Below are 12,697 nucleotides of genomic sequence, written 5' to 3' on the forward strand. Positions count from 1 at the left end.
AGACTAGTTTCTAATTGCAAGGAAAACATTATCTTTTAGTAGCTAAAAAAAAGCAGCACAAATAGACATTTTAACAGGATTTCTCTTTGACAGTACTTTCCTAGGGGAGACCGTCTAAGAGTGTTGGTGGCACTATTATTTAGATAACTGGGTCTTTTTTGTCGTATGAGAGTATACCAATATGGTCTCCTGTCTGCAATAGAGAGAGAAGTAACAAAGGTTTGGACGAATAATTTTTAAACCCTATTTACGGAGTTATTAGATAAGCTCTACAAAGAGTAATGAACGGATAAAGTAAACTAAGAATAAATAAAAAGGAAAGACTGATTTATCATGGGATATTCATTTAAATTTAAAAGAGACCCTTTAGGATACTTAAGAATAGTTCTTCCAACAGAACTAGAATACTTTTCCGATTTCATTGAAAATATTGTTTCAGTAGAGGAAGCTGATGAATATTTAAATATTGTTCAAGAAGTATTGGATCGTTCTTCTCAAGAATATGAGATTCAATTAAACACCATCATTGCATATATAAAAAAAGATAAAACTGTCGTAGAACACCTTTATACAGAAAGTGAAAACGATAAAAATTCCTTGGAAACAGTAAAATTTAAAGAACTTATGCTTATCTGGAGAGACAAGATCCTACAAAGGTATAAGAGTGATGATTGAAACCTTTGTAGGTCCCTTGAATTTCAAGGGACCTTTTTATTACTTCAATATCGCTTCAATTTTTGCTTTTGTTTTCGGTCCATAAATGCCATGTAAGCCCGCACATACTACACAGGTTTATTTACACATCAAAAAAAGACAGAAAAAAAAGAAGCCTCTCACAAGTTCGGTGAACTCATGAGAAGCCTCGAAAATTTATAAATGGCATCAAAAGGGCATCAAAAATGACGTCCGTTGCCGACAAACCCTTGGAAATCAAGGGTTTTTTGTCGGTTTTACATCATGCCGCCCATACCGCCCATGCCGCCCATATCAGGCATTCCTGCGCCGCCAGCGTTTTCTTCTGGCTTGTCAGCGACAACGGCTTCTGTTGTTAAGAACATTGCAGCTACAGACGCAGCGTTTTGAAGAGCTGAGCGAGTTACTTTTGTTGGGTCAACGATACCTTTTTCGATCATGTTTACCCATTCGCCAGTTGCAGCGTTGAAGCCTACGCCGATTTCTTCGTTTTTGAGGCGTTCAACGATGACAGATCCTTCAAGACCAGCGTTGTGTGCGATTTGACGGATTGGCTCTTCAAGTGCGCGAAGCACGATGTTGATACCTGTTTGAGCATCACCTTCAGCTTCAACTGAAGCCACTTTGTTATATACATTTACAAGTGCTGTACCACCACCGGATACGATGCCCTCTTCAACAGCTGCGCGAGTTGAGTTCAGGGCGTCTTCGATGCGAAGTTTACGCTCTTTCAGCTCAGTTTCAGTCGCAGCGCCGACTTTGATGACAGCTACGCCGCCAGCAAGTTTAGCAAGACGCTCTTGTAATTTTTCTCTGTCGAATTCAGAAGTTGTTTCTTCCACTTGAGCGCGGATTTGAGTTACGCGGGCAGAAATTTTGTCTGTTTCGCCAGCGCCTTCAACGATTGTTGTGTTTTCTTTTGTAACGACAACTTTAGAAGCGCGTCCCAATTGAGCGATTTGAGTAGATTTCAGGTCAAGGCCAAGATCTTCTGTGATGACTTCTCCGCCAGTAAGGACAGCGATGTCTTCAAGCATTGCTTTACGGCGGTCACCGAAGCCAGGAGCTTTAACAGCAACTGCATTGAATGTACCGCGAAGTTTGTTCACAACAAGTGTTGCAAGTGCTTCGCCTTCAACATCCTCAGCGATCAGAAGCAATGGTTTGCCTTGCTGAACAACCTGCTCAAGCACAGGAAGGATTTCTTGAATGTTTGTGATTTTTTTGTCTGTGATTAAGATGTAAGGATTGTCAAGAACCGCTTCCATCTTATCAGAGTCAGTTACCATGTAAGGAGATGCATATCCGCGGTCGAATTGCATACCTTCAACAACTTCAAGCTCAGTTGTGAAGCCTTTAGACTCTTCGATTGTGATAACGCCGTCGTTTCCTACGCGCTCCATTGCTTCAGCGATAAGGCTTCCGACTTCCTCATCAGCAGCAGAGATCGCAGCAACCTGAGCGATAGACTCTTTGCCTTCGATCGGCTTAGAAATTTCTTTTAAGTTTTCAATCGCAACCGCTACAGCTTTTTCCATACCTTTACGCACGCCTACAGGGTTAGCGCCTGCTGTTACGTTTTTAAGGCCTTCACGGATCATAGCTTGCGCAAGAACTGTCGCAGTTGTTGTACCGTCACCGGCAACGTCGTTTGTTTTGCTGGCTACTTCAGCAACAAGCTTAGCACCCATGTTTTCAAACGCGTCTTCAAGCTCGATTTCTTTTGCGATTGTTACACCGTCATTTGTGATTAACGGAGAACCGAATTTTTTCTCTAGAACCACGTTGCGTCCTTTTGGTCCTAAAGTTACTTTTACAGCATCAGCAAGTGCATCGACACCGCGAAGCATTGCGCGGCGAGCTTCTTCACTAAACTTAATTTCTTTTGCCATGTTTACAAGACCTCCTCAAATGTTTTAAGTATTGTTTATTTAAGAATTAGCCGATAACAGCTAAAATGTCGCTTTCACGTAAGATTAAGTATTCAGTACCTTCGTATTTCACTTCAGTACCTGCGTATTTTGAGAAGATAATGCGGTCGCCCTCTTTTACTTCTAAAGCAACGCGCTCTCCGCTTTCTAACACGCGACCTGAACCAGCTGCCACGATTTTGCCTTCTTGCGGTTTTTCTTTTGCAGAATCCGGCAACACAATTCCGCTGGCAGTTTTTTCTTCAGATTCTACGAGTTCAATGACAACGCGATCACCTAATGGCTTTAACAATGTAATAACCTCCTCAATAGTATGAATATGTAATTTTAGCACTCAACACTAAAGAGTGCTAACACAATTCTTATAATAAAGAATCTCCCTTCCAATTTCAAGTGATAAGATAAAAATTTTTTCACGCTTACATGATTCTTTTCAGCTCCCTTTTCCCTTAGCTTTTTCACCCCCGTTCCGATTATGTTACAATAGCTGTAGATGAACGAAACCCATTTAACAAAGGAGTACATACCATTTGAGAAAACAGTATTGGTTTATTATTTTGACATATATCATCATGCAGTTTTCCGCATTAATCGGGATTCCCTTGTTATTTAAATTCGGTTATGCCGGAGGACAGCCTACAAAGGAGAATATGCTGCACGCACAAGGATTATGGTCCGTTATCAGCTTTATCGCCTGTCTCGTTGTCGTTCTGCTCATTCTGAGAACTGTTCCGAAAACAACGCTGCGAAACGGCCGGAAAGACTCCGTCGGACTTTCTATCCTTTGGGCGATAGCCGGTTTTTTCATTGCCCTCTTCTCGCAAGGATTAGCAGGCTCTATTGAATATTATGTATTTGGCATCGGAAGAGAATCAGAAAATACACAAGCTATTCTGGATGTCATTCAGGCAGTCCCGCTCATGATTATGGTTTCTTCTGTCGTCGGACCTATATTAGAAGAAATCATCTTCAGAAAAATCATTTTCGGCACACTGTACGAAAAAACGAATTTCTTCTTTGCCGGACTGATCAGCTCGGTTATTTTCGGTATTGTTCACGCTGATTTGAAGCACCTCCTTCTCTATACAGCAATGGGCTTTACCTTTGCCTTCTTGTATGCAAGAACAAAACGGATATGGGTGCCGATTTTCGCCCACGTAATGATGAATACATTCGTCGTCATCATGCAGCTTGAGCCTGTTCAGAAGTACCTTGAACAGCAGAGTACACAAATGCAATTGATTATTGGAGGATTATTTTTATGAGAAACCCGGTAGTTTGGGGAATGATCTATTTTGCCGTAGGGTGCATCTTTACTTATCTTGCCGCAAGCTCGCCAGGCAGCATGTGGTCATTTTACTCCATCCTGCTGATGGTGTTCGCCGCTTACAACATCAGCATTTCTTTTAAGATGTTCGCCTTTTCTTTTAAAATCAAAAAGAACCAGAAATAAAGAAAATCCATTTCTCAATGAGAAATGGATTTTTTATTATTGCCCGGGAGACACGTCCTGATCGGCAGCACTGCTTTTCTGCGCTTTCCGATAAGCGGCCTTCGATATAAGAATACTGATTTCATATAAAATCAAAAGCGGGACAGTGACCATCATATGAGACAAAAGCTCAGGCGGAGTAATCAGGGCAGCGATCACCAGCAGCGTAAAATACGCATACTTTCTGATTTTCGCTAAAAACATTGGTGTCACAATTCCAAGCCTGGTCAAAAACATGAGGATGACTGGCATTTGGAACAACAGTCCAAACGGAATCGTCAGCTGCAGGAGAAAATGAAAATACTCATTAATTCCAATCACCTGATTGACATTCAAGTCCTGAGAAATCCGCTTCATAAAATCAACAACAAAAGGAAATAAAATATAATATGAAAAAGATAAGCCCGCTAAAAACAGCAAAATAGAGATCGGAATGTAGCTGAGCGTTACTTTGCGCTCTTTCTCATAGAGGCCTGGGCTCACAAAAGCCCAAAGCTGATAAAGAATAACCGGCGAGGTCAGGACAATGCCGATGATAAACGCAAACTGCATAAACACATACAGCGGGTCTGTCAGATTAAACGCGTTAAGCGTAAGCTGCTTCGCTTCATCTGTTTCTTGCAGATATACAATAATCGGCTTCGCTAAAAAAAATCCCGCGATAAAGAAAACGACAAACGCCAGCGCCACAATCAGCAACCGTTTTCGAAGCTCAGCAATATGCTCCAGCAGCGACATTTGATTCACTTTCATTCGTGTCATCCTAACTTACTGATCTTCTTTCTTTTTTTCCTCGTCATCACTCGTTAATCCTTTAGTTGCGTTTTTGAATTCACGAAGTGTGTCTCCCGCAGCTTTCCCCAACTCAGGCAGCTTTTTGGGACCGAAGATAATCAGAGCAACGATTGCGATAACAGCAAGGCTTCCAGGACCGATCGGCATATTTGGGCTCCTCCTTTCCCTCTATTCGATTTCCTCTAAAACTGAATAATGCTTCAAGAAATAAACCAGTGACTGAAGCTCTACAGCTAAATCTATATGATGAATTCGAATGTGTTCCGGCACATTCAAACGGGCCGGCGTAAAATTAAGAATTCCCTTGATTCCTAACGCGACCAATCTGTCTGTAATGGATTGAGCGGCAACTGCTGGCACTGTAAGAATGGCAACTGATTCATTTTTTACGTGTTGTTCAAGGTCATTAAGGTTATAGACAGGCACGCCGCCTACCTCAGTTCCTATTTTACTCTCATTTATATCAAAAGCCATAGAAATTTTTGTGTTATTATTTTTTGTGAAATTATAGTGAAGAAATGCCGTTCCCAAGTTCCCGACACCAATCAAGATAACGTCTGTCATCTCATCCTGATCAAGCGTTTTTCGGAAAAATGACAGCAAATAATCCACATTATATCCATATCCTTTTTTGCCAAGAGCTCCAAAATAGGAAAAATCCCTGCGAATCGTGGCAGAATCAACCTTTACGGCATCACTGAGTTCAGCGGATGATACACGCTGCTTTCCTGATGCATGCAGATTCTTTAAAAAGCGATAGTAAAGCGGCAGCCGTTTTGCCGTCGCCTGCGGAATTTTTGATTGATCCTTATTCATTTTTGGTCCTCCAAATTATACTCGGATAGTTCTCTTTTAAAGTCACCGTTTTTCCCGCCTGTCTTCTCCAGCAAGAAAGTAGGGCCGATGACCATTCCCTTATCAAGGGCCTTGCACATATCGTAAACGGTAAGAGCGCACACCGATGCAGAAGTGAGCGCTTCCATTTCCACACCTGTACTCCCTTTCGTTTTGACCTGTGCTTTTATATGAAGTATAACTTCTGCTTCTTTTATTTTCCAGTCAAACGATATATCTACCCCGCTCAGTGAAAGCGGATGGCACATCGGAATGATATTGGACGTTTGCTTTGCGGCCATAATGCCTGCCACCTGCGCAACAGCCAGTACATCTCCTTTGCCGATATCATGACTTTGTATTTTTTCGTACACTTCATTCTTCATGTGTACGCTTGAAACAGCTGCCGCAGTACGGACAGTCGAAGATTTTTCGCTGATGTCCACCATCTGGGCTCTGCCCTGTTCATTAAAATGAGAAAATCCATTCATATTAAAACTCTCCTTAAACAGATCATACACTATTTTCTTCTCTATGTCTTATTCGGCCAATGTATTGTTTGCTGACTTCTGATTCATAAGCTACACTTAACTTATTATAGCAGAGGTGAAATAATATGATGATCTTACAAGTTAATCAGCTGTCCAAATCGTTTGGCGCTGATACTATTTTAAACAATATAAAGCTGGAAGTCAGAAATCGTGATCGCATTGCCATTGTAGGAAGAAATGGCGCGGGAAAATCTACGCTGCTTAAAATTATCGCAGGCCAGCTTTCGTATGAAAAGGGCGAAATCATTAAACCAAAAGATATTACAATGGGATATCTTGCCCAGCATACGGGCTTGGATTCTAAGCTTACCATAAAAGAAGAGCTGCTGACTGTTTTTGACCACTTAAAAGCAATGGAAAAGGAAATGCGGGTTATCGAAGAAAAAATGGCGGCAGCTGATCCCGGTGAATTGGAAAGCATCATGAAAACCTATGACCGGCTTCAGCAGGAATTCAGAGATAAAGGCGGCTATCAATATGAAGCAGATGTCAGATCTGTGCTGCATGGTCTCGGCTTCAGCCATTTTGACGATTCAACACAGGTGCAAAGCCTCAGCGGAGGTCAGAAAACAAGGCTGGCCCTTGGTAAGCTTCTGTTAACACAGCCTGATTTGCTCATTCTCGATGAGCCGACAAACCATCTCGATATTGATACGCTAACCTGGCTTGAACATTATTTGCAAGGCTATTCAGGCGCCATTCTGATCGTTTCGCATGACCGCTACTTTTTGGACAAAGTGGTAAACCAAGTTTACGAGGTATCAAGAGCTGAAAGCAAAAAGTATCACGGCAACTACAGCGCTTATCTCGACCAAAAAGCCGCGCAGTATGAAAAAGATATTAAAATGTATGAAAAGCAGCAGGATGAAATCGCAAAGCTTCAGGACTTCGTAGACCGAAATCTGGCGAGAGCTTCTACCACAAAAAGAGCACAAAGCCGCCGAAAGCAGCTGGAGCGAATGGAAGTCATGTCAAAACCGCTCGGCGATGAAAAATCCGCAAACTTTCATTTTGATATTACAAAACAGAGCGGAAACGAAGTCCTGCGCGTTCAAGATCTCACAATCAGCTATGAAAACCAGCCGCCGCTTTTAACAGAAGTGTCGTTCATGCTCACAAGAGGAGAAAGCGCCGCGCTTGTCGGCCCTAACGGAATCGGTAAATCGACATTGCTGAAAACATTAATGGACACCCTAAAGCCAGATCATGGAATAATCTCATACGGCTCGAATGTCAGTGTCGGCTACTATGATCAGGAGCAGGCTGAACTGACTTCCTCTAAACGCGTCCTTGATGAGCTGTGGGATGAGTACCCTGGTCTTCCGGAGAAAGAAATCCGAACTTGTCTCGGCAATTTCTTATTCTCCGGAGATGATGTGCTGAAACCCGTCCATTCACTGAGCGGAGGCGAAAAAGCAAGATTGGCCCTTGCTAAGCTGATGCTGCAAAAAGCCAATTTTCTCATCCTTGATGAACCGACGAACCACCTGGACTTAGACAGCAAAGAAGTTCTCGAAAACGCGCTGATTGATTATCCAGGCACACTGTTATTTGTCTCACATGACAGGTATTTTATTAACAGAATTGCCACAAGAGTATTTGAGCTTTCTCCAAACCATATAGAGGAGTATCTGGGAGATTACGATTATTATACCGAGAAAAAAACAGAGCAGCTTGAACTGGAGAAAATGAATCAGCAAGAGGAAACCGATAAAACTCCTGCTGCGATAAAGTCCGACTCAAAACGTTCATATGAAGAAGAAAAAGAATGGAAAAAGAAAGAGCGCCAACGGCTCCGTCGGATCGAAGAAATTGAAACCGCTGTTCAAGCCATTGAAGAAAACATAAGTCACAATGATGAATTGCTTTGTGATCCTGAAGTCTATCAAGACCATGAAAAGGTACAAGCGATCCATGCAGACAACGAAAAGCTCAATCAGGAGCTGGAAACTCTTTTGTCTGAATGGGAAGAACTATCCACAGAAGAAGCTTAAAAAAAGTCAAGCACCTCTTTTTAGAGGTGCTTTTTATCCACAGAAAATAACCTTACAAGCAAACGAAGTAAGCGCTTTATACACATTATCCACAAAATATTCTGAATTTATCCACTTTATTAACAGTGTCTTCAGCCCTTTATCCATCGATATCTTCATAATTACTAACAGATATGTGGATAAATTGAGAATTATCTGTTAATAACAGATAAAAAGTCTCACGCCATTATGTCGTGAGACTTTGATAAGAAGTCAATTCAAGGCCAGGCTGGCCATTCATATCATATGCACCGCGAATGCCCTTCTCAAAAGCAATTGTACCAGCCGCAGCAATCATTGCAGCATTATCCGTACATAACGCTAACGGAGGAATGACGAGCTTAATCCCTTCATGCTGGGCAAATTCCTTTTCTAATGCGGCTCTGAGGCCTCTGTTTGCAGCTACCCCTCCGGCTAAAAGGACCTGTTTGACACCATATTCCTTTGCCGCACGTGCCGTTTTTGTCACCAAGACATCTATCACGCTATTTTGGAAACTGGCAGACAAATCTTCCGGAGCAATCTCTTGTCCTTTTTGAGACGCATTATGAAGCGTATTGATCACCGCAGACTTCAACCCGCTGAAGCTGAAATTGTAAGAGCCTTCTTCGAGCCATGCGCGAGGAAGCGGAATATTGTCATTCCCTTTTTCAGCAAGCTTGTCAATTTGCGGTCCTCCCGGATACGGCAGTCCCATCGTTCGCGCCACTTTGTCGTAAGCTTCTCCTGCTGCATCATCGAGAGTTTCCCCAATAACTTCAAATGATCCGTGTTCCTTCATATAAACCAATTCCGTATGGCCCCCTGAAACGACCAATGCCAGTGCCGGGAACACAATCTCTTCTACAAGACGGTTCGCGTATATATGACCGGCTATATGATGGACGCCAACTAACGGAATGTTATGCGCAAAGCTCAATGCTTTAGCAGCGTTCACTCCGATAAGAAGCGCTCCCACCAGTCCCGGACCTTCAGTTACTGCAATCGCATCAATATCACTATACGTCATGCCGGCTTTACGAAAAGCTTCTTCTATGACCAAAGTGATTTGCTCAACATGATGTCTTGAAGCAATTTCCGGAACAACGCCTCCGAAGCGCTTATGGCTTTCAATTTGTGAGGCCACTACGTTCGACATGACTTCTTTTCCGTTTTTTACGATAGCTGCCGCTGTCTCATCACAGCTTGTTTCAATTCCCAATACGTAAATCTCTTTTTGCTCACTCATTTATCGTCACCCACATAATTAACGCATCTTCCCCGTTATCAGTATAATAGTTCTTTCTTATTCCGCCGGGCTGCATCCCGAACTTCTTATATAAGCCTTGAGCAGGATGATTAGAAACCCTCACTTCAAGCGAAAGCCGTCTTGCGTCTTTTTCTTTGCACAGTTCAATCGCTGAGCGAAAAAGCGTTTCTCCTAAAGACTGGCCGCGATACTCCGGTTTTATCGCTATATTTGTAATTTGGGCGTCGTCCATCACGATCCAAATCCCGCAATACCCAGCAACATGGCCGTCCTTTTCAATCACAAGATAATGAGCATACGGATTTTCCATCAGCTCATGATAAAACGAATCCTTCGTCCAAGGAGACGTAAAAGAGGATGTTTCGATTTCGTATACATGATCAATATCATCAAGCTCCATGTTTCTGACCGCTGCTTTTGTTTTCATCCTATCACCCTACTTTTGACTTTCAATCCATTTCGCTTCAGCTTCTGCCAGCCGCAAGTACTCCGGGACAAGCCCGTGAACATCAGCTGCTTCTTTTTCCGCCCCTAAAAAAGCCAATTCTGATGGACGCGGGTTATGCTGAGCAGCAGCTCCAATGATTCCTTTTGTCTCAAGCACATCCTCTATCAACTGCTTGTGAATAGAAGTATCATGACCTAAAAACAAAACTGGGCGATCCTTTTCTTTTAGCATCTCCAGCCACTCGGCTAACATCACATTTTGATCAGCAACAACTTGCTCCAAAAGCCCGTTTTTGTATTCATACAGACCTGTATACACCTGTCCCCGTCTTGCATCAAAGATAGGACTGATCAGACCGTCAAAATGCCGTCCATTTGCCGCTAGCGCCTCAAGGCTTGATACAGCAGCAATCGGAATATGTAAAGACCAGGCAAGTGTTTTGGCAAGCGTCACACCTATTCTTACTCCTGTGTATGAACCAGGGCCTTTGGCAACGACAATTTTAGAAAGATCCTGCGGTGTCATATCACAATCATTCAGCAATGAATGAACAGCAGGCATCGCTCTTACAGAGTGGTTCTTTTTCAAATATGTAATGTGTTCTGCTATGACGGTGTCTCCTCGAAGCAGCGCAATGCCCAACGTATAATTTGATGTGTCAATCGCTAATATTGTCATGTCTACTTATCTCCTCACAAAGCATTTCATACCGATTCCCGACAGCAGTAAAGGTCATTTCCCGCTCATCATCACCAGCTCTTTTAATGACAATTTGCAGTCGCTCCTGCGGCAGCTGTTCTTCAATTAAATGGGCCCATTCAACAAGACAGACACCTTGTCCGTGAAAATATTCATCAAGCCCCAAATCTTCACTTTCGTCTTCCATTCTATACACATCCATATGATAAAGAGGAAGTATACCATCATTATATTCTTTTATAATTGTAAAAGTCGGACTGTTTACAACACGTGTAATTCCAAGTCCTTCCGCAAAACCTTTCGTAAAAGTCGTTTTTCCGGCTCCTAAATCGCCCTCTAATGTCAGGACGTCTCCCGGTTTAGCAAACGCTGCAGTCAGCTTAGCAATCGCCTTTGTTTCTTCAGGATTTACAGTTCTCCACTTTAATTGCTTCACACGAGTCACCTGTCTTATTTAAAATGATTATATCCTTTTTTCTCTAAGGTCATTGTTGTTTTATATGTTTTTAGGATCACATTGGATTCTGTTTTTTCTCTGACATGGCCAATCTTTGCAATGGGCAGTTGACATGTTTCGCACTTCTGCTTCAACACTTCCCATTCCTCTTTTGAAACCGTCCCTGTCAGCTCAAAATCCTCACCGCCAAACAAAGCCCATTCTTTCCAGTTAGGATGAAGCTTAGGCAAATCTGAATGGACTGGAAGCATGCTTTCATCAATTTCAATTGAAACACAGCTGGCTTCTGCAAGTTCATTCAGTTCACTAGCTAATCCGTCACTGATATCATTCAAAGCTATCCGCTTAAAACTCGAGCATAATCTGCCGACGCTTACTCTTGGCTGAGGCCTTTTATGCCTGTTGATAAAGTAAGCCGTGTCTATAGCTGAGTTTTGAGGATTAGTCTCATCTAATAATAAAGAAAGTCCTGCTGCAGATGAACCGATTTCACCGGTTACAAACACAATATCATTCGGTCTTGCCAAGCTGCGCAAACAGGCCCGTCCCTTTTCAACTTCACCGATTACAGTGACTGTAACGACTAATTTGTCAGAGGTAGAGACTGTATCACCGCCAATCAGATCCATATGATATAGTTTCGCCAGTTCATTCATTCCTTCATACATCGCCTTGATTTCAGATTCCGTCCATTTTGAAGGTACCGCAAGTGATACCAAATAAAATTTTGGAATACCTCCCATCGCGGCAATATCACTTATATTAACAGCTAACGCCTTATACCCGATATCTTCAGGTGAGGAATAGTGTAATTTAAAATGCACATCTTCTACCATAGTATCGACACAAACAATTTCCTGAACACCGTGTTTCGCAGTGTAGAGCGCTGCATCATCACCAATTCCTACATCAACGGAAGAATGGTGAATGGTCCGCGGAGTAATGCTATGTATCAAATCAAATTCATCCATGAACCAACGCCCCCTTTCAACCTGCTTATGCCTATATGTGCTCTTCCTAGTGTATCGAATTTTGCTGGAATATCCAAGATTTTGTCCATATAAAGAAAGCTTGGCTATGACACCAAGCAGAAGATACAGTAAAAGAAAACACAAAAAAAACGAAAACATGATCGTTTCGTTTACAATAATGGCGGTCCGGACGGGACTCGAACCCGCGACCTCCTGCGTGACAGGCAGGCATTCTAACCAACTGAACTACCGGACCATATTTGTATAAAATGATTTTGGGTGCACCCTTCGGGCACTCCTTATTTCATTTATATATTTTGGTTGCGGGGGCAGGATTTGAACCTGCGACCTTCGGGTTATGAGCCCGACGAGCTACCGAACTGCTCCACCCCGCGATGATAATAATTTATGATAAAAGCTTGGCGGCGTCCTACTCTCACAGGGGGAAACCCCCGACTACCATCGGCGCTGAAGAGCTTAACTTCCGTGTTCGGTATGGGAACGGGTGTGACCTCTTCGCTATCGCCACCAAACAAATTGAGAG

Annotated in this window: 15 protein-coding genes, 2 tRNA genes and 1 rRNA gene; 4 read left to right on the top strand and 14 right to left on the bottom strand. The window is 42.6% G+C overall.

Annotated elements, in window-relative coordinates; translation table 11 throughout:
• The first annotated feature begins 333 nt into the window (after window positions 1–333).
• Window positions 334–675 (top strand): tRNA-Val4, encoded by a 342-nt coding sequence (locus KHQ79_RS17150; protein WP_225516251.1) that lies wholly within the window; start codon window positions 334–336, stop codon window positions 673–675.
• Window positions 676–950: 275 nt separating this feature from the next.
• Here KHQ79_RS17150 and groL read toward each other — a convergent pair whose 3' ends face one another.
• On the bottom strand, window positions 951–2,585 hold the full coding sequence (groL, locus tag KHQ79_RS17155; protein WP_225516253.1) for a chaperonin GroEL: 1,635 nt from the start codon (window positions 2,583–2,585) through the stop codon (window positions 951–953).
• A 46-nt stretch (window positions 2,586–2,631) separates the two neighbouring features.
• Window positions 2,632–2,916, bottom strand: a complete 285-nt coding sequence (gene groES, locus KHQ79_RS17160) for a co-chaperone GroES (protein WP_003155970.1) — start codon at window positions 2,914–2,916, stop codon at window positions 2,632–2,634.
• A gap of 238 nt (window positions 2,917–3,154) precedes the next feature.
• Here groES and KHQ79_RS17165 point away from each other — a divergent pair, with 238 nt between their 5' ends.
• Entirely contained in the window at window positions 3,155–3,889 is a 735-nt protein-coding gene (locus KHQ79_RS17165; RefSeq protein WP_225516255.1) for a CPBP family intramembrane glutamic endopeptidase, read from the top strand.
• A complete protein-coding gene (locus KHQ79_RS17170) occupies window positions 3,886–4,077 on the top strand; it encodes a YdiK family protein (RefSeq protein ID WP_003225680.1) in 192 nt (63 codons plus the stop codon). Before KHQ79_RS17165 ends, KHQ79_RS17170 begins: the two co-directional genes overlap by 4 nt.
• Before the next feature lie 36 nt (window positions 4,078–4,113).
• Here KHQ79_RS17170 and tatC read toward each other — a convergent pair whose 3' ends face one another.
• From tatC to moaC, 4 genes are read right to left on the bottom strand one after another with little or no spacing between them, the layout of a single operon-like run.
• Window positions 4,114–4,878: a twin-arginine translocase subunit TatC gene (gene tatC / locus KHQ79_RS17175; protein ID WP_225516257.1), complete on the bottom strand. Its 765-nt coding sequence runs from the start codon at window positions 4,876–4,878 to the stop codon at window positions 4,114–4,116.
• Window positions 4,879–4,884: 6 nt separating this feature from the next.
• Window positions 4,885–5,058, bottom strand: coding sequence for a sec-independent protein translocase protein TatAY (tatAY, locus tag KHQ79_RS17180; RefSeq protein WP_003225684.1), 174 nt, complete (start codon window positions 5,056–5,058; stop codon window positions 4,885–4,887).
• A gap of 21 nt (window positions 5,059–5,079) precedes the next feature.
• Complete coding sequence (locus KHQ79_RS17185) at window positions 5,080–5,727, bottom strand: redox-sensing transcriptional repressor Rex (protein WP_044426873.1); 648 nt, start codon at window positions 5,725–5,727, stop codon at window positions 5,080–5,082.
• Window positions 5,724–6,236 (bottom strand): cyclic pyranopterin monophosphate synthase MoaC, encoded by a 513-nt coding sequence (moaC, locus tag KHQ79_RS17190; protein ID WP_003243499.1) that lies wholly within the window; start codon window positions 6,234–6,236, stop codon window positions 5,724–5,726. The genes KHQ79_RS17185 and moaC overlap by 4 nt, the downstream gene beginning before the upstream one ends.
• Before the next feature lie 125 nt (window positions 6,237–6,361).
• On the opposite strand from moaC, the gene KHQ79_RS17195 reads away from it, so the two are divergent.
• Window positions 6,362–8,290 (top strand): ABC-F family ATP-binding cassette domain-containing protein, encoded by a 1,929-nt coding sequence (locus KHQ79_RS17195; RefSeq protein WP_225516259.1) that lies wholly within the window; start codon window positions 6,362–6,364, stop codon window positions 8,288–8,290.
• Window positions 8,291–8,516: 226 nt separating this feature from the next.
• Here the strand turns inward: KHQ79_RS17195 and tsaD are convergent, their stop codons facing one another.
• The 8 genes from tsaD to rrf all read right to left on the bottom strand — a co-directional run bounded on the left by tsaD (window position 8,517) and on the right by rrf (window position 12,686).
• Window positions 8,517–9,557: a tRNA (adenosine(37)-N6)-threonylcarbamoyltransferase complex transferase subunit TsaD gene (gene tsaD / locus KHQ79_RS17200; protein ID WP_225516261.1), complete on the bottom strand. Its 1,041-nt coding sequence runs from the start codon at window positions 9,555–9,557 to the stop codon at window positions 8,517–8,519.
• On the bottom strand, window positions 9,550–10,005 hold the full coding sequence (gene rimI / locus KHQ79_RS17205; protein WP_225516263.1) for a ribosomal protein S18-alanine N-acetyltransferase: 456 nt from the start codon (window positions 10,003–10,005) through the stop codon (window positions 9,550–9,552). The genes tsaD and rimI overlap by 8 nt, the downstream gene beginning before the upstream one ends.
• 9 nt (window positions 10,006–10,014) lie before the next feature.
• Window positions 10,015–10,704, bottom strand: coding sequence for a tRNA (adenosine(37)-N6)-threonylcarbamoyltransferase complex dimerization subunit type 1 TsaB (gene tsaB / locus KHQ79_RS17210; protein WP_225516265.1), 690 nt, complete (start codon window positions 10,702–10,704; stop codon window positions 10,015–10,017).
• Window positions 10,685–11,161, bottom strand: a complete 477-nt coding sequence (tsaE, locus tag KHQ79_RS17215) for a tRNA (adenosine(37)-N6)-threonylcarbamoyltransferase complex ATPase subunit type 1 TsaE (protein WP_225516267.1) — start codon at window positions 11,159–11,161, stop codon at window positions 10,685–10,687. The genes tsaB and tsaE overlap by 20 nt, the downstream gene beginning before the upstream one ends.
• 14 nt (window positions 11,162–11,175) lie before the next feature.
• Window positions 11,176–12,153, bottom strand: coding sequence for a thiamine-phosphate kinase (gene thiL / locus KHQ79_RS17220; RefSeq protein ID WP_225516269.1), 978 nt, complete (start codon window positions 12,151–12,153; stop codon window positions 11,176–11,178).
• Between the two features lie 179 nt (window positions 12,154–12,332).
• Window positions 12,333–12,409: transfer RNA gene (locus tag KHQ79_RS17225), tRNA-Asp, on the bottom strand.
• Between the two features lie 62 nt (window positions 12,410–12,471).
• Window positions 12,472–12,548 (bottom strand) — tRNA-Met (locus tag KHQ79_RS17230).
• A 22-nt stretch (window positions 12,549–12,570) separates the two neighbouring features.
• A 5S ribosomal RNA gene (gene rrf / locus KHQ79_RS17235) occupies window positions 12,571–12,686 on the bottom strand.
• Window positions 12,687–12,697: the final 11 nt, after the last annotated feature.

Origin of the sequence: Bacillus sp. TSO22 (genome assembly GCF_020223595.1) — a bacterium.
Taxonomy (GTDB): domain Bacteria; phylum Bacillota; class Bacilli; order Bacillales; family Bacillaceae; genus Bacillus; species Bacillus inaquosorum.